General features: G+C 59.0%; 14 protein-coding genes and 1 tRNA gene. 7 read left to right on the plus strand and 8 right to left on the minus strand.

All coding sequences use genetic code 11. The annotated features are described in order from the left end of the window. Window positions 1-72 precede the first annotated feature (72 nt). From HMPREF9334_RS12530 to amrA, 4 genes are all read right to left on the minus strand, one after another. Window positions 73-3,078, minus strand: a complete 3,006-nt coding sequence (locus HMPREF9334_RS12530; RefSeq protein WP_006692395.1) for an autotransporter outer membrane beta-barrel domain-containing protein — start codon at window positions 3,076-3,078, stop codon at window positions 73-75. Window positions 3,079-3,438: 360 nt separating this feature from the next. Next, the gene (locus HMPREF9334_RS04905; protein WP_006692396.1) at window positions 3,439-4,989 is read right to left on the minus strand and encodes a WG repeat-containing protein; all 1,551 of its coding nucleotides are present in this window, start codon (window positions 4,987-4,989) and stop codon (window positions 3,439-3,441) included. A gap of 49 nt (window positions 4,990-5,038) precedes the next feature. Next, window positions 5,039-5,902 (minus strand): AmmeMemoRadiSam system radical SAM enzyme, encoded by an 864-nt coding sequence (amrS, locus tag HMPREF9334_RS04910; RefSeq protein WP_006692397.1) that lies wholly within the window; start codon window positions 5,900-5,902, stop codon window positions 5,039-5,041. 79 nt (window positions 5,903-5,981) lie between these two features. Next, the gene (gene amrA, locus HMPREF9334_RS04915; RefSeq protein ID WP_006692398.1) at window positions 5,982-7,364 is read right to left on the minus strand and encodes an AmmeMemoRadiSam system protein A; all 1,383 of its coding nucleotides are present in this window, start codon (window positions 7,362-7,364) and stop codon (window positions 5,982-5,984) included. 171 nt (window positions 7,365-7,535) lie between these two features. Between amrA and HMPREF9334_RS04920 the strand changes: the two genes are divergently transcribed. The 7 genes from HMPREF9334_RS04920 to HMPREF9334_RS04950 all read left to right on the plus strand — a co-directional run bounded on the left by HMPREF9334_RS04920 (window position 7,536) and on the right by HMPREF9334_RS04950 (window position 12,075). Next, a complete protein-coding gene (locus HMPREF9334_RS04920) occupies window positions 7,536-8,045 on the plus strand; it encodes a hypothetical protein (protein ID WP_006692399.1) in 510 nt (169 codons plus the stop codon). 159 nt (window positions 8,046-8,204) lie between these two features. After that, the gene (locus HMPREF9334_RS04925; protein ID WP_006692400.1) at window positions 8,205-9,566 is read left to right on the plus strand and encodes an alanine/glycine:cation symporter family protein; all 1,362 of its coding nucleotides are present in this window, start codon (window positions 8,205-8,207) and stop codon (window positions 9,564-9,566) included. Between the two features lie 169 nt (window positions 9,567-9,735). Then, a complete protein-coding gene (locus HMPREF9334_RS12295; RefSeq protein WP_006692401.1) occupies window positions 9,736-9,909 on the plus strand; it encodes a hypothetical protein in 174 nt (57 codons plus the stop codon). Further along, window positions 9,906-10,535, plus strand: a complete 630-nt coding sequence (locus HMPREF9334_RS04935; RefSeq protein WP_006692402.1) for an N-acetylmuramoyl-L-alanine amidase — start codon at window positions 9,906-9,908, stop codon at window positions 10,533-10,535. Before HMPREF9334_RS12295 ends, HMPREF9334_RS04935 begins: the two co-directional genes overlap by 4 nt. Window positions 10,536-10,709: 174 nt before the next feature. Next, window positions 10,710-10,991: a hypothetical protein gene (locus HMPREF9334_RS04940; RefSeq protein WP_006692403.1), complete on the plus strand. Its 282-nt coding sequence runs from the start codon at window positions 10,710-10,712 to the stop codon at window positions 10,989-10,991. 100 nt (window positions 10,992-11,091) lie between these two features. Beyond that, window positions 11,092-11,168, plus strand: a tRNA-Arg gene (locus tag HMPREF9334_RS04945). A gap of 58 nt (window positions 11,169-11,226) precedes the next feature. After that, window positions 11,227-12,075: an RsiV family protein gene (locus HMPREF9334_RS04950; protein ID WP_169311787.1), complete on the plus strand. Its 849-nt coding sequence runs from the start codon at window positions 11,227-11,229 to the stop codon at window positions 12,073-12,075. Window positions 12,076-12,143: 68 nt separating this feature from the next. On the opposite strand, the gene HMPREF9334_RS04955 is transcribed toward HMPREF9334_RS04950, so the two are convergent. The 4 genes from HMPREF9334_RS04955 to HMPREF9334_RS04970 all read right to left on the minus strand — a co-directional run bounded on the left by HMPREF9334_RS04955 (window position 12,144) and on the right by HMPREF9334_RS04970 (window position 16,110). Further along, window positions 12,144-12,419 (minus strand): zinc ribbon domain-containing protein, encoded by a 276-nt coding sequence (locus HMPREF9334_RS04955; RefSeq protein ID WP_006692405.1) that lies wholly within the window; start codon window positions 12,417-12,419, stop codon window positions 12,144-12,146. A gap of 127 nt (window positions 12,420-12,546) precedes the next feature. Then, window positions 12,547-13,632 carry a DUF805 domain-containing protein gene (locus tag HMPREF9334_RS04960; RefSeq protein ID WP_006692406.1) on the minus strand — a complete coding sequence of 362 codons (1,086 nt, stop codon included), beginning with the start codon at window positions 13,630-13,632 and terminating at the stop codon, window positions 12,547-12,549. Window positions 13,633-13,643: 11 nt separating this feature from the next. After that, the gene (locus tag HMPREF9334_RS04965; RefSeq protein ID WP_006692407.1) at window positions 13,644-14,135 is read right to left on the minus strand and encodes a DUF805 domain-containing protein; all 492 of its coding nucleotides are present in this window, start codon (window positions 14,133-14,135) and stop codon (window positions 13,644-13,646) included. 250 nt (window positions 14,136-14,385) lie between these two features. Beyond that, a complete protein-coding gene (locus HMPREF9334_RS04970; protein ID WP_006692408.1) occupies window positions 14,386-16,110 on the minus strand; it encodes a GGDEF domain-containing protein in 1,725 nt (574 codons plus the stop codon). Between the last annotated feature and the right edge of the window lie 84 nt (window positions 16,111-16,194).

The following is a 16,194-nucleotide window of genomic DNA, read 5'->3' on the forward strand; positions in this document are numbered from 1 at the left end:
CCCCGTGAAAGGGGCATTTTGTATATGATGATTGACCGTTCGGCACGATGCCGTAGATCCTTATTTGATGTGTTAGAATCTCCAGTCAAAACCTGCCTTGAAGGTAACACCGCGCTGCTTGCCTGCCCAGCCCTCGACGCTGAGGTCGGCAGTGGCGTTTTTGCTGAGCGGGGCTTTCCAGCCGAGCTCGAGGCTCGCGGAGAGACCCTTGAGCGAGGGGCTCGGGGTATCGTAGGAGAAGCCGCCCGTGTGGTAAGTTGCACCTGCGTCCCCCTTGAATTCATACTGAAGGGAAGTGCCGAGGATGAGTGCGCCGCTCCCCTTCGGGATCGTCCAGCGTGCGCCCGTGCGCAGGCGGTGGCTGTCGACGGCGTGGAAGTCATAGCGGTCGCCGGTCGAGAGGGTTGCGCTCGCACCGTTCTGATGCGTATAGAAGTAGCGCAGATAGAGCTCGCGCTCCGTTCCGTTTGCCGCCTTTGCCGTATGTCCGAGACCGAGATGTGCACCGACATAGTTCGCGTCCGTATCATAGGACGCACGGCGTGTGATCCCGCCGACAGGAAGGTCTGCCTCGTAGTCTGTGCTCATGCGGCCAAGGCGCAGACTGCCTTCGTAGAATATGCCGTCCTTTTTCTCCTGCTTGAGGAAGACGCCGCCGCCGACGTAGTGGGTATTCCCTTCGCCGTGCGTGCCGTCATCGAGATAGGAGTCGTAGCTGCCGCGTCCGTACTCGACGATGGGACCGAAGAGGATGCGGTCATCGCCGCGCATGACCTCACGTGAGAAGCCAACGGCAAGATTCATGCCTCGGACATTCACATGAGAGCCGGTTTCATGGCGCAGACTCGATCCGCCGACGGCAGCAAAGGGGGCGAATCCACTCGCTCCCGCTGCTTCTGCTGAGGCGCTCGTCATGCCGCCGCCTGCGATGAGGTCGCCGCTCGCACCGAGGAACGCGGCAGTACCGGTCATGGTCTCAGCAAGGGACTTCGTGTTCTCATGCAGGACGAAGCCGTTATTGCCCGGATTGGGATTTGGGTTCGGATTCGGGTTCGGGTTGGGATTTGGGTTCGGATTCGGATTCGGGTTGGGGTTGGGATTTGGATTCGGGTTCGGATTCGGGTTTGGATTTGGATTTGGGTTCGGGTTGGGATTTGGATTCGGGTTTGGGTTTGGGTTGGGATTTGGATTCGGGTTTGGGTTTGGGTTGGGATTTGGATTCGGGTTCGGGTTTGGGTTCGGGTTGGGATTCGGGGGGGTATTCCCGTCGATCGCACTGCCGTCGACCTTGACGACCAGCTCCTTCTTATCGTTCGTGACCCCCATCTTTGCCGTGCGATGCCCCGAGACGCCTTCGTAGACAGTCATGGTCGTCGCGCTGTCGGTCTCGATCTGCGCGTTCTCCGTGCGCAGGAGGCGCAGACGATTTGCCGTCGAACTGCCCGGCAGATATGCCGCGAGCGTTGTGCCGCTGAGGTTGGTATTGGCATTCGAGGTCACACGCAGCATCGTATCATTTACAGTCATGCCTGCAGGCACGTAGAATGCGAGTTTTTGAAAATCCCCAATGCTCTGCGCTGTGATGTTTTTCGTCTCACGCACGATGAGTGTGTTGTCCGCGCGCACTACACTTGCCGCTCTGGCATCGCCGCCGTACAGCTGCGCCCGCGTGAGATCGGGGGCGCCCGCGATCTCAACGATGTTGCCGCGCACGATTGCCGTCGTATGCGCAGCGGCATTCGTCCACGCACGCCCGCCGTAGATGGAACCCATGTAGGTGCCGCCGCGCAGATACACCTCATTGCTCTCTGCTGTGGCAACTGCTGTGCCGCGCGTCGCCTGTGCGTAGCTGTCACCGCCGAAGATATCCTTTTCGAAGGTTCCGCCGTTCAGCGTGACGATATTCCCGCTCGCGACAGCCTGTGCCTCGGTGTCGAGCGCATTTGCATTTGCATTGCCGCCGCGGATCTCCTCCCATGGGGCACGCACGGGGCTGAGTGTGATGCGGTTCGCGTGTGCCGTCGCTGCGACCGTGCGCAGCTCACCCGATGCACCTGCATTTCCGCCCGTGACATCGCGTCCGTCGCTGTAGGTGCCCGCCGTGACGGTGACCGTGTTCTCCTGTGCCGTTGCGGCCGCGCCTCTCGTCGTACGCTGTGCGTAGGCAGCACCGCCGGTGAGATTGCCGATGATTGCACCCGACCCATTCTCGATCGTGATGCTGTTGCGCTTCGTGAGGGCGGTCGCCGCATTCGAGCGTGCATACGCCGTGCCGTTGCCCGCTGCCATGCCCGCCGTTACGCGAGTGCCTGTCAGCGTAATTTGATTGCCCTCGACGAGGGTCTCTGCCGTGCCGTACAGGGCATCGGCATAGGCCCTTCCCGCAAGCGCTCCATACATGAGCGTGCCGCCCGATGCCGTGATCTGATTGTCCGCGGCGTTGATGCGAACATTTCCCGCCCCGTTCGTCGTGAGCGAGGCGCGTGCGGCAGTCACGTTATTTGCCGTGCCGCCATTGTTGATGGTCACCGTATTCCTGTTCACCTCAGCGGCAAAGGACACAGCATCTAGTGCGCCGACCTGTTCAATGGACGCGCCGTTCAGATCGCCGTTTTGCGTGCCGTGCGTTCCGATCACGACGGCGTTCTCGTTCGCCGTGTAGGAGACGGCACCGCCGTGCGTACTCGTCACATGGATGCGTCCGCCAAAGACATGCGTGAGCGTGCCCTTGGTCAGCGTGATGCGGTTGCGGTCTGCTGCGAGCGTCGTTATGCCCGCTGTCGTCGCATTCGTCGCGCGCGTATAGATCATACTGCTGCCGCGAATGTCGGTCATGTTAAAGTCTCTGCTGTTCACCTCAATGGTATTGCCGCTCGTCGACGCCTCGCTGTCCCCGTTCGCATGGGTCAGATTGAGGTAACCGCCGTTCATCCGCCATGTCTGTATGTCATCTGTGATCGTCAGTTGATGATTGTCATCGGTAATCGGTGCCGCATATGCCGCCGTACTCCCGAGCGCCAGTCCTGCTGCGATCAGTGCACCGAGGCCTCTGCGCGTGTGTTTTCCGTGGCTCCTCATAAAATTGACTCCTTTCGCTAATCCCACTCACCTATACACTAATCTGGAACAAATGAACGAAAACCTATCTATCTATTTCATAACATAATCCATAGAGGGGGTAAATGAGACGAAAGAGGGAGGTGGATCGGGACATCCTTGGCCTTCTTCGGATAGTGTGGGCGCAGTATTAAATATCAAATCGGATCATTTGTGCAAACCGTTCTGCAGACGCATATTTGACAATGTGTTTCGCATTTCTTAGAGTTTCGCGCAAACGAATAGGACTGTAGTGCGATATGCGCAATACAGTCCTATTTTGACGCATTAAATGTTATTGAAGAAAGATGATTTTTTCCTGAAAGGCACGATCCGTATCCGTTACAGACGGTCCGTCGTGTACTGATGCGTGAGCACTTCGTCGTATGCAGGGGCGATGACGACCGTGCCCGTGCGGTCGATAAAGCCCCATGCGAGATCGATCTTCACAGGTGCAAATCCCTCGTTGAACATTCCGATCTCCGTAATCATATTGGGGAGGAGGAAGGGCACGCGTCCGGTCTTGTCGATGAAGAAGGACCTTGTGCCCTGCCGCACGGCGGCAAGTCCGTCGGTGAAGTCGTGCACTTCGTCGTATCTCGGTTCGATCACGATTTTGCCGTCACGTCCGACAAAGCCCCACTTGTCGCCGTCCTGTACCGCCGCGAGATCGTCGTAGAAGAAGTGGATGCCCTTGTACTTCGGCTCGACGACGTACGCGCCTTTCCGATCGACGATGCCCCATTTGCTCTTGACGCGGACGAGTGCAACACCGTCCATGAAGGGGGAGTTGTAGTCGTTCTTCGTCGAGATGATCTCCGTGCCGGTCTTGTCGATGTAGCCGCGTTTGACCTTCTCGCCGATGAGATCGGTACCGACCCCGAACGTCGGCACTCCCGTGGCAAAGGAGACGGCACTGGTGAGGAAGCCGCCGAGCAGTCCGACCTTGACTTCACGGCGCACCTCGGCGAGCCCGTTCTCAAACGGCATCACGTCGCTGTAGCGCGTCTGGATCACCTTTGCGCCCGTCTTGTCGATGAATGCACGGTACTTCTTTTCCTTCACCATTGCAAGCCCGTCCTGGAAGTCCCAGACGTCTCCGGGGCGGTACTGCGGCGGGATGACCATTGTGCCGGACTTGTCGATAAAGCCGATCTTTTTCTTGATTTCGACGCGGCTCAGTCCTTCCTGAAAACCGCCTGCCCAATCATAGGCGGCAGGAATGACTAACGTCCCCGTGGTATCGATGAACCCGTACTTTCCGCTTGGTGTTTTGACGGGAGCAAGCCCCTCGGAGAAGGAATACGCCGCATCGTACACATCGTTTGTCAGCAGACTGCCGTCCTGCCGATAGAATACGTATTTTTTATCATTCCGCTGCACACAGGAAATCCCATCGCTGAACGGACCGACCGCGAGGTATTCAACGGGCAGGATCTGTTTGCCCGCCATGTTGTATGCACCGACCTTGTCCTTTGCGTCACCGACAATGATGATATCCGAAGACAGCGGCTGTATGGTCTTGTAGATGGCGGGTACGATGACTGTGCCGTCGAGGCGTACGACGCCCCATTTCTTGCCCTGACGGACGGCGACCGCGTCCGCCGAGTAGGATGTGATCTGATCGTACTCAGCAGGGATGGTGAGGTTGCCCGAGGGGGCGACTGCACCCCACTTCTTGTCCACGCGGACAACGGCAAACGGTCTGGCGGTCTGGATCTCTTTGTGTGCAGGTGCTGTCTGCGCTGCGGCGGAGCTTGTCTGTGCCGATGTCTCCGTGGCGGGCACGTTCTGCATCTGTGCCTCTGCCGCAAAACCCGCCGGCATTGCGTAGAGCACGGCCGTCGCCGTCATTGCGGCGATCATTGTACGAAGTTTCTTGTGCTTTGTCATGGGGTCATCTCCTTTGAAAAGATATCATTATACAATACTTATCCTTCGCTCAGCAGTTCCCGCGATGGACGTGCCGCAGATGCCGCCGTGCGACTTCTGTGAGTCGATCGACGGTTGCGATCGGTGTCGGCGGTGAGCTCATGCGGTGACGCGGGAAATAGCGGCTGATGTGGAGCGGGAGGTCGGGAGAGAGGGTGGCAAGCCAATGCGCCTCCTCGTCCATATCCTCGGCACGGTCGCTGATGCCTGGGACGACGAGGGTTGTCACCTCGACGTGCACGCCGTGTGCGACGGCGGTTGCGATGGTCGACTTCACCGCCTCTAGGTCGCCGCCAAGCCGCCGATAGGTGTCTGTGTGCCATGCCTTCAGATCTATGTTCATCGCATCGACGTGCGGCAGGAGACGCGTGAGCGGCTCCGTGCAGATCATGCCGTTCGTGACGAGTACGACCTTCAGCCCTGCCGCGTGCAGGAGCGGGGCCGTGTCCATGATGTACTCATAGCCGACGAGCGGCTCGTTGTAGGTAAAGGCGACGCCGATGTTGCCGCGCGGCTGATGATGCAGCTCCTCGGCGAATGCGGCAAGCTGCGCGGGGGTGACGTTCTCCGTCTCGATGTGCTCGTCTGCCATTGCGATTCCCACATTCTGGCAGAACGGACACGCGAGGCTGCAGCCGAAGCTGCCGACCGAGAGAATTTGACGGTTGGGATAAAAATGGTAGAGCGGCTTTTTCTCAATCGGGTCGAGTGCGAGCGCGGTGAGTCGCCCGTAGTTGATGGCGCGGATCGTGCCGTCCTCGTTCCTGCGTGCACGGCAGAATCCCGTCGCGCCCGCACGCAGACGGCAGGCATGGGGGCAGAGCGTACAGGTGATCGGTGTGTCCGCGCCCGTGGGAGACGCAGCAGCGTCCACAGATCCGCTCGCACGTATAGTCTGTGTATCTATAGACGTGTCCACCGCTCCATCCGCGCAGATGAGCCGTGTATCCATCTCAGTGGTGCCGCTCGACGGTAAACCGCCAGATGCGGATCGGTGCATCGGCGGGGATGCCGCCCTTCTGGCGGGCGATGCGCAGCTGCTCCTCCACCGTATCCACGCCCGCGAGATCGGGCAGCAGCAGCCCCTTGCGTGCGCGGTACTCGACAATCACACCGTACTTTTTCACATCGAGCGCATCCGCACCCGCGACCAGCTCCGGCTCTGTGAGCACATCCACGGAGTAGACGAGCGCGTCCAGTTCCTCCTTCTTGACGGGTGGAAAACGCGGGTCGCGCAGAGCGGCAGAGGCGGCGTTTTGGAGAATCTCCTCCGCGATATTCTTTGTCGTGGGCTCAAACGTGCCGATGCAGCCGCGCAGTTCGCCGTCCTTTTTGAGCGAGACGAAGACACCCGCACGCTCCGACATCTCGGACGGAAGTCCCTGTGGGAGTTCTGCATTTTTCCCCGTATGGACAATCGTCTCAATCGCGTGGCGTGCGAGCCGCACATAATCGTCCTCGGCGGCGCGCCGCTCCTCCTGCGCCCGCCGTTCGAGCATCTCGTAGCGTTCGGCAAAGCTGCGGCGCACATCCTCACGCGTCACGCGGAGCGACACAACACCGTAGCCGACACCGAACGGCCCTTGATAGGAGAGCTTCTTGATCTTGAGCGCCTGCCCATCGAGTGCACCTGCCATCATCCAGAACGTGCGCAGTCCGCACTCCGCCGCCGGCTCGTAGAGGGCGCGATCCATCCGCAGGAGCTTTAGGAAGTCGCCCTCCTCAAGGTACTTCATGCACGCCTTGTCAAAGCGCGGCCCCTCGGGGGCGAATCCGTACGGGCCTTCGGGGGTGAGCTTGTGCGAGAGGTCGCCGCTCGCGATGAAGACCGCCCGCCGTCCGAGCGTATCGACGGCGCGTGCGACGCATTTGCCAAAATTGTAGTGTGCGAGCGGGGACAGCCCCGAGATGCCGAGCCGCACCACGCGGAAGTCTCGCGTGTGCGCGTGCAGGAAGTGGAGCGGGATCATGACGGCGTGATCGAGCGCGGCATTCCGGCCGCCGACAGGGCCCGCCTCGATGCCGATCTCCCCCGCCTCCATTTCGATCTCCTTTGCGAGCACCGTGTCATACCGCGCTGCAACCGTGACCTCCTCCGCGCCGAACTGGGCAAAGCTGCCCTCTGCCTCCTCGCCCGGCGCGATGTGGAAGTAGTCGGCGTACATGACCGTGTGCGGGCTCGCGATGATGACCGTATCGGGCTTCTGCTCCGCCGCCTCCTTCATGGCGCGTTCGTAGGCATTTACCGTGAGCTGGATCTTCTTCTCCTCGCCCCGCCCGACCTCGGGGAGGATCAGCGGCGGGTGGGGCAGAACGTATGCGGCAAGTATGGACATGGGAACTCCTCCTCTCGCTTTCTCTTTGTATTGATTCGCCGTTCTGCGCGAAAGCCCTGCAACTTTTAATTGATTCTGCTGGGAGCAGACAGTATACTATATAGGAAACATAAAAAATACCATTTTTTATGTTTCCGTTTTCTCGACTATAATTTTTGGAGGTTGAGGATTATGAACAAGAAAATCGCTGTACTGCTCGCTGTCCTTATGCTTGTGATGTCCGGCATAGCAACGGCGGCGTACAAGGATCAGATCAATCGGGATGGACATGTGCTGCAGCGCAGCGACATCGCGCTCGGTGGGCTCATGGTCGGAACGACGCGTGCACAGGTCGAGGCAATCTACGGCGCACCGACTGCTCGGACCGAGCCGCGGATGAGCCCGGCACTGGATGAGATGATGGACGAGTACACCTATGGAACGTCATTCAAGGTCATTTTCATCAAGGACACGGTCATGTACCTCAACACGAATGCGCACAACGGGATTGCAACGCCGGCCGGCGTGACCGTCGGCGACCCCGCAGAGAGGGTCATGCAGACGTACGGCAAGCCGTGGCGCGACACGAAATATGAGGATGGCAGGGAGAATCTCGTCTACCGCGACCCGTACGATATCGCGATTGTGTTCCGCACCGAGCAGGGGAAAATCACCTACATCGGGATTGTTGGCTCGGAGTGAGGGGCCGGAGACGTGGATCAATGGGGGCTGCTGTACGAAAAACTCGTGCAACGTCATTTTTCATGTATACATGGACATTTCGTGCTTTATCATGGTAAAATACCCGCATATTTTCATTTATGAAAGAAAATGAAAATACACTATTGAGGGGGTATCGCCATGGACTCATTTCTGCCCATACTGAACGCCATTGACTCATTTCTCTGGGGCGTTCCGCTCATCACTCTGCTCGTCGGCACGGGCATCCTGCTCACCATCCGCCTCTCGCTGATCCAGGTCGTGCACCTGCCGCGTGCGCTCGGACTGATCCTCCGTGCGAAGAACAGGGGCGCGGGCGACATCTCAAGCTTCAAGGCGCTGTGCGTCGCGCTCGCCGCGACCATTGGCACGGGCAACATCGTCGGTGTCGCGACAGCGGTCAAGGTCGGCGGCCCCGGTGCGATCTTCTGGATGTGGATGGCGGCGTTCTTCGGTATGGCGACGAAGTATGCGGAGGGGCTGCTCGCCGTCAAGTACCGTACGACCGATGAACACGGCGAGATCGCAGGCGGCCCGATGTACTACATTCGGCGCGGTATGGGGGAGAAGTATCGCCCGCTCGCGGGCTTCTTTGCCGTGGCGACCGTCCTCGTCGCCTTCTTCGGCATCGGCACGTTCCCGCAGGTCAACGCCATTGTTGACTCCGTGGAGCTCTCCTTCGGCGTCTCGCGCGTTGTGACCGACATCGCGCTCACCGTGCTCATTGCCGCAATCACCATCGGCGGTCTGCGCAGCATCGCCGAGGTTGCCGCGCGTATCATCCCCTTTATGGCGGTGCTCTACATTGTCATCTGTGTGGGGATCATCCTCATGCACATCGGCGAGATCCCCGCGGCACTCGCCCTCATCCTTGACAGCGCGTTCACGGGCACGGCGGCGGCGGGCGGATTCGCCGGCTCGACGATCATGATGGCGATGCAGAACGGCATCGCACGCGGCGTGTTCTCGAACGAGTCGGGTCTCGGCTCCGCGCCGATTGCTGCGGCGGCGGCAAAGACAAAGGAACCCGCCGAGCAGGGTCTCATCTCTATGACGGGCACGTTTATTGATACCATCATTATCTGCTCCATGACGGGGCTCGTGCTCGTCCTCACGGGCGCATGGCACGGTGATGCTGCCGGTGCGGCAATGACGGGCGCGGCATTCACCAGCCTCTATGGCTCGATCGGCGGCATGCTCCTCACCGTCTCGCTCGCCCTCTTTGCATTCACCACCATCCTCGGCTGGAACTACTACGGCGAGCGTGCCGTGCTCTATCTTGCGGGCGTGCGTGCCATCCTGCCGTACCGCCTTGTCTTCATCGCGCTCATCGCATGCGGCGCATTCCTGAAACTCGAGGCGATCTGGGTGCTTGCCGACATCGTCAACGGACTCATGGCGATCCCGAATCTCATCGCCCTCATCGCACTGTCGGGTATCGTCGTACATGAGACGCGGCACTACCTTGAGAAAGTGAAGCGCGGGACACGGATGCGGCGGTAGAGTTGCGCCCCATGCGCAGGGAACGCCTTGTACGGCGGGCAGTTCCGTGCTATACCAATTTCAAAACCACATCCCTGTAAGGGGCCGAAACAAAAAACTCTCCTTTTCTGCTGTTGCAGCAAGTATTTCTTAGGAAAGAAACTTGCAAACACAGGAAAGGAGAATTTTTATGCGAAACTATCTGCCGCGTGTGGACTGGATGGTCGGGACGGGGCTGGTCGTGGTCGCGATCCTGTCCGTCTTCTACGGGAGCGCAGAGCTGACGAGCAACATTGCCTCGGGGCTGATCGGATTTCTCGGGCGGACGGTCATGATGCGAAATGAAAAGGAGGGCGTACGATGAGTTCGGTACTGCCCGCCTCCGCGATGCGGCGCGTGACCTGCGCAGAGCTCAGGGAGCTCGCAGCGGCATACCGTCCTGCGCTCTGCTATGCTGCCGCCCGCTGTGCGCGTGAGACGAGGCTCTACTTGCACTGGACGGCGGGGCACTACGGGCAGTTCTTCGCGGACTACCATGTGCAGATCGATACGGACGGCGGCATCTACGTCATCGGGGATGGTGTACTCGACGATGTGCTTGCCGCGACCTACCTGCGCAACAGCGGGAGCGTCAGCATCGCCCTCCTCGGCTGTATCGGTGCGACGACGGACGACCTCGGGCGCGAGCCGCCGACCGCCGCACAGATCGAGGCTCTGGCACAGGCGGTGACAGTACTCGCGGACGGCCTGTGGCTCACCATCGACAAGGAACGCATCCTCACCCACGGTGAGGCGGCGGACAACGAGGACGGCGTACATGCCCACGCGCCCTACGGCCCGCGCTCCACCTGCGAGCGTTGGGATCTGGAGTACCTCGGTACAGAGGAGAGCCCTGCATTCCGTCCGTGGGCGACAGATGGCACGCGCGGCGGCGATGTGCTGCGCGGCAAGGCGAACTACTATCGCACCCATCTCAGCATAACTCAATGAATTTTCATGCAACTACTCAAAATTAGAACCAACTCCTAACAAAACTCGCATTCCCCTCGAATGGAATTCCCATCCATCGGCGGTATGATCTCTTTACAACGGGAAGAGATTTTAAGGAATCGCTGATCATGTATCAGGGACTCCATCACAACCCTCTGAAAGGACGGGATTCACATGATGACAATGAAGACGATGAAGAAAACCGCAGTCCTCGCACTCGTCGGTGTACTCGGCTATGGCGGGCTCGGCGCGGCGGAGGTCTCCGCACATCCGCTGCGCGTGCCGCAGCAGGAGCGCTCAGCATACGCGGGCATGGACGGGCGTGCGGAGGTACAGCAGCTCGCATGGGGTGGCCGCAAGAACCGCAAGGGCGGCAAGAAGTACTCGCAGGGCAGCGTCAACACCGCGATCATCGCAGGTGCTGTGATCGGCGCAATCATTGCGAAGAATACGTAAGCACAGCAGGGCTGCCGTACGAAATGTGTGTACGGCAGTTTTTTGTTCCTCTGCGGGCGGGGTTGCATATCCCGTCCAAATTTGATACACTTGATGCGATGCGGTTGTAGCTCAGTAGGATAGAGCATCTGCCTCCTAAGCAGAGGGTCGCGCGTTCGACTCGCGCCAATCGCACCATGGATCGGATGAAAGGACTTCTCGTTATGAGAAGTCTTTTTTTGAAAGGAGCGGAGCGATGAGACGGATGATGATGGCGGGGCTTGCAGCCGCAGCCGTGTTCTGCGCTGCATTGCCGCAGGGACAGGCGGCGGACGGTGCGGCGATGACGACGGTGGAGATGCGCGGTCTTTCCGAGACGTATACGAAGAGTGCAGAGCCGCCTGTGGAGGATGTGTCTGAGGATGCAGTGCCGCGCCTTTTCCCCCTTCTGCGCGTGGAGGATTATCCCGGCGCACTGCGTGCGGATGGACGTGTGATCGCGTGGGTCAGTCATCCTGAGATTAGCGTCGTGGGGGACGACTATCCTGTCCTTGCGCGTGTGCTTCGGAATTGGAGCAATGCCCAGCGGCAGCAGAGCAACGAGGAGGCTGCGTATCTGGGCGCGGCAGCACGCGAATGGATGCCATCCAGTCCCTACTATTCGTACACGGTCGTCGAGCGCTGGGGGCGAACCGACGAGCGAATGGTCAGCTTTGCCCTGCGCAATGAGGAATACAGCGGAGGCGCGCATCCACTCCACAGGATTGTGACGGAGAACATCGACGTGGAGACGGGGGAGCAGGTCTCCATTGACGAGATTGTCACAGGGCGCGACATCCTGATGCTTGCACTTGCGGAGGCCTTCCGCACGCAGTACCCACAGCGCGAGGAGGATCTCTTTTCACATGACATTGACAAGACGTTGGAGGATTATCATGATGGCAGTGACTGGCAGGAGCATATCATATGGATGCTGGATGCAAACCATGATCTCCATGTCTTCTACAATCCTTACGACATTGCCTCCTATGCCGAGGGCAGCTTTGAGGTGATCGTGCGTCGTGATGTCTATCCCGAGGTATTTTGGATGGATGATGTGGAGTAATGTGACGCGATCATAAAAGGGACTTCTGCACGGATTTTTCATTCGTGCAGAAGTCCCTTTTTGTGTGTTCATCCCTTTCCGAATCCGAATAGGGACTTGAGCCTGCCGGTGATACCGGAGGACTTATCTGCGGGGATGACGTTGTCATCATCGGGGACATCGTCATAGAGGTCGGAGTCCATCACCTTGCGTGGAGGTGCGTCATTCCTGCTCTCGCTGTCATCGTCACCGAGGTCGAAGCCCGCGCCGTAGTTTGGAGAGAATCCCGTGATGATGGGGATGCCGCAGTTCGGGCAGGCATTGGCGGAGGAGGGGACGAATTTGCTGCATTTCGGACAGAACATAGGAGAAACCTCGCTTTCTAAAGACGTATGATTTGCATGATTCCCCAATAAGACTATGGTATGTCGGTGCAGGCGCCCCCACCGTCACGCTTGCGCGTGCCACCTCCCCCGCTGCGGCAGGGGAGGCTCATACAGCAGCATCCGCTCTGAGAAGTCGTACCACACCCACGAGTGACAGCACGGCGCAGAGCACCCAGAGTGCGATAAAGGCAGTATCGCCCGCCGTACTGATGGTGAGGATCTCGTCGATGATGATGTCGCCGAGCTCGTCTCCGCCGAGCAGGGCGAGCCTGCCGAAAATGTGGGCGGTATGCGCGGTGGCGATGACATTCGGCAGGAGTGCGGCGTAGACGATGACCGCCTCCCATTTCGCCAGCCCGAGGGTATGCAGCCGCCGCAGGACGAGCGGCAGGGTGGCAAGCGGGTAGACTGTACCGCCGATGAAGAGTGTGAAGAAGTCCGCGCCGGCGGGGACGAGATGAAGTGCGTCGAGGATGGTGACGAGCGGGTAGAGGACGGTCTGACCGGCGGCGGGGACGATGATCCCTGCAGCGGCGAGGACGATCAGGCTGCGCAGGACAAACGGTCTGCGTGCAATCGTCCCCGTACTGCTGAGAAAAGCCGCACGGACGGAGGGAATCGCCTCCTCGACGGGCGGCTCTCCGTAGCGGTTCGCGATGGGCATTCCCTTTTTCAGAAAGATCCATCCGCCGTAGACGGACAGGATCACAAAGGAGACGAGGCAAAGGGCGGCATAGAGAAATATGAGTGTGCCAAAGATGAAGCCCATCTCGTCAGGGCTGTCAAACACAGTGAGATCGGGGACGCGCTTCATCCCTTCAATCAGTGCGCCAAGAAATGCAAGGAAGAGAATGGGCAGACCGAGGGCGACAAGGCTCACGAGGATCAGTGGGAACGCGAGCCAGCCGCCGTGGCCGATGTCGTGCAGCCGCCGCACGGTGGCGGGGATAGCGAGGGGCGGCAGGAGAAGGGCGGCAAGGAGGAAGATGAGGGCAAGCCCTGCGATCAGGAGAATCCAGAACGCGGCACTTTCCTCACGAAAGAATGCTGTCGCTGTAAAATAGGTCAGCGGCAGGAGGGTGGAGACGGCGGCAAAGGTCAGGAGCGATGTGCCACCGCATAGTGCTCCAATCGTCAACGCATAGTCACGACGCGTCAATCTGCCATGCATTGTAAATATTGCATGATTCATGACGGTGCACCTTAGTCGCGGGGTTCAGCGGGCGGCTGAATATCCGTCGGCGTGTCTGTGTACGCCCCGCGTGCATACGGATTCGCGGGTTCCGGTGCGGCGCAGACAGTACCGAGTGGGTCTGCGCCATAGGCGTTGTCGCCCTCCGTGCCATGCTTGCAGAGGAGGTAGAGGAGCAGTCCGAGGCTGACGAACGGGATGAAGGCGAGTAGGATGAAGTAGCCCGAGAGCCCAACGTCATGCAGGCGGCGGATCATAAGCATATAGCTTGCGACGGTGATGGGAATGCTGAGCAGGGTGCAGAGACCGTAGATCCCCATAATCGTCTCCTCACTCGGCCGCATCGTTCCGTCTGCGTAGACGACGAGGAGGACGCCCATGAGGATGTAGAGGACGATGCCGACACCTGTGAGCGCGAGCAGACGCATGATGAAGCGTTTACGGTTCAGCCGACCGTTCCATCGGAAGAAGTTCTCCTTGATACCGCTGTCGATTTGGTGCATTTGATTCTCCTTTGATTCTACTATAAAAACGCCCTTATTGTAGCACAGGAATCGGAGATTGGCAAAAAAGCGACATTATAAAATGGACAGAGCACCGTTTGCGGAAACGGTGCTCTGTCCATGTCTATAAATAAAGTGTGGTATGGGGGCTAGGAAAGCACTGATAAATTCAGCCGCATCTTTTCCGCTCACTCTGCGCGGACCGGTCTCCCTGATTGGACGAAACATCTGCGGCCAATGTGGGATACGGCTAAGCCGCTCCCTCCTCGTTCTCGGCGGAGACAACGTTGCGGCCCTTTTCTTTGGAGAGGTAGAGGGCACGGTCGGCACGCTCCATGAGGGTGCGGAGGCGATCCTTTTTGCCGTGCCAGGTCGAGACACCAAAACTGAGGGTGACCCCGTCAAGGGTGTGCTCAAGGATCTCGCGCAGGTGCTCACAGAATGCGACCATCGCCTCGAGGTCGTAGTGCAGAGCGAGCAGGACGAACTCGTCGCCGCCGTAGCGGATGAAGAGATGGCGGCGGTCGATCTCCTCGTGGATGGTGTCGGCGATCTGTTTGAGGATACGGTCGCCTGCGAGGTGTCCCTTCGTATCGTTGACGGTCTTGAAGTGATCTACGTCAAAGATGGCGAACGAGAATTTGAACCCGCGCTGAGATGAGAGGGCGGTGAATTTTGCGAATCCGTCGCCAAGCTGATGGCGGTTGTAGCAGCCGGTGAGGAAGTCCCGCTGCGCCTCGTTCTGCGAGATCTCAAGTTCGCGTACGAGCTCCTCGTTCTGCTCGGCGAGTGCCGCGTCCTTCAGCATCTGTTCACGGATGGTGTGGAAGATGAAGGGGATGGCAGCGTAGATGGAGTATACGGTGATCGCGAGCATGACGGAGATTTGGTGGTATTCCCAGTGCAGGGCGTCGATGCTGCCAAAGATGACGATTGCGGTCATGGCGAATGTGCCATAGCGGCAGCTGGGATGATATTTCCAGCTCGAGCGTGCGAGGGCGTAGATGAGCATAAGGCAGCCGGCGAAGAGAATCGGGTGGTAGAGATAGAGCATATTCATGTAGCCGTCAAAGCCTGCAACCTCGGTGATGGTTGCGACGGCAAAGAGGATGGCGAAGATGATCGCAGTGCTCTTGACTCGCCCGATATAGCGCGGGGAGACAATCTCCTGTGTGATCCGCGCACAGAAGATGGGCATGAGGTAGAACATGACGAGATGGAGTTCCCACCAGAAGTTCGACATGCCGTACATGCGCGGGAAGAAGGACGAGCTGCCCGTCGTCCACAGGATGAAGGTCGCGAGGTATCCGATGAGGTAGAACTGGACACGGCGACGGCGTGCGTATGCGCCGCGCCACGCGAGATCCATAACGAGGAAGACGAGCAGAGCGATGCCGACCGACAGGCTCGAGATGTAGATCGCATCCGCGAGACTGAGGTTTTGCAGGAAGACCTTGGAGCTGCCGATCAGGAAGTAGTCGATGCTGCCAAGCCAGTTTGAATAGCCCGTGTTCAGCATGATGGTGAGACGCTTGCCCGCGAGGCTCTGATCGAGATGGAGGTAGTGGAACGCGCGCCCGCGTGAGCCCGTCAGGTCGCTCCAGTCGCCGTGCACATAGACAAGCTCGTCGTCCAGATAGACGTAGGCGTTCTGATTTGTCGTGGCGAACAGGATGTGTTCGTTTGTAAAGCGTGCCGCGATCGGAATGCGGAACGAGAGACAGACGGTTGTTGTGCCGTGCGGTATGGGCGGCGGTGCGGGGTAGTCATACTCCTGCCAGTCGAGATTGCCCGCACGAAACCCGATGATGTCATTGTATGTGGGATTTCCCTGCATGATGGCGTACTCCGCATGAATGTGGGGGTCGAGCGGCGTTGCGAGCAGTCGCCATGCAAGCATCGATGCGCCGATGAGGAGCGATACGCAGAGCAGGGTGAGTATGTTCTCCCGCAGAAATGTGAAAAGCTTACGCATAGTCAGCACCCCCTTGGAGCGAGGAGTGAATATGATATTCTGCCGGTATTTTATGTTTATTATATCATATCCATTGGATATAGA

Origin of the sequence: Centipeda infelix ATCC 43532 (assembly GCF_000234095.1) — a bacterium.
GTDB classification, from domain to species: domain Bacteria; phylum Bacillota; class Negativicutes; order Selenomonadales; family Selenomonadaceae; genus Centipeda; species Centipeda infelix.

Coding starts and splice junctions, on each gene's coding strand:
- HMPREF9334_RS12530 (WP_006692395.1), bottom strand. CDS start 3,078: ATGAGGAGCCACGGAAAACACACGCGCAGAGGCCTCGGTGCACTGATC.
- HMPREF9334_RS04905 (WP_006692396.1), bottom strand. CDS start 4,989: ATGACAAAGCACAAGAAACTTCGTACAATGATCGCCGCAATGACGGCG.
- amrA (WP_006692398.1), bottom strand. CDS start 7,364: ATGTCCATACTTGCCGCATACGTTCTGCCCCACCCGCCGCTGATCCTC.
- HMPREF9334_RS04920 (WP_006692399.1), top strand. CDS start 7,536: ATGAACAAGAAAATCGCTGTACTGCTCGCTGTCCTTATGCTTGTGATG.
- HMPREF9334_RS04925 (WP_006692400.1), top strand. CDS start 8,205: ATGGACTCATTTCTGCCCATACTGAACGCCATTGACTCATTTCTCTGG.
- HMPREF9334_RS12295 (WP_006692401.1), top strand. CDS start 9,736: ATGCGAAACTATCTGCCGCGTGTGGACTGGATGGTCGGGACGGGGCTG.
- HMPREF9334_RS04935 (WP_006692402.1), top strand. CDS start 9,906: ATGAGTTCGGTACTGCCCGCCTCCGCGATGCGGCGCGTGACCTGCGCA.
- HMPREF9334_RS04940 (WP_006692403.1), top strand. CDS start 10,710: ATGATGACAATGAAGACGATGAAGAAAACCGCAGTCCTCGCACTCGTC.
- HMPREF9334_RS04950 (WP_169311787.1), top strand. CDS start 11,227: ATGAGACGGATGATGATGGCGGGGCTTGCAGCCGCAGCCGTGTTCTGC.
- HMPREF9334_RS04955 (WP_006692405.1), bottom strand. CDS start 12,419: ATGTTCTGTCCGAAATGCAGCAAATTCGTCCCCTCCTCCGCCAATGCC.
- HMPREF9334_RS04960 (WP_006692406.1), bottom strand. CDS start 13,632: ATGAATCATGCAATATTTACAATGCATGGCAGATTGACGCGTCGTGAC.
- HMPREF9334_RS04965 (WP_006692407.1), bottom strand. CDS start 14,135: ATGCACCAAATCGACAGCGGTATCAAGGAGAACTTCTTCCGATGGAAC.
- HMPREF9334_RS04970 (WP_006692408.1), bottom strand. CDS start 16,110: ATGCGTAAGCTTTTCACATTTCTGCGGGAGAACATACTCACCCTGCTC.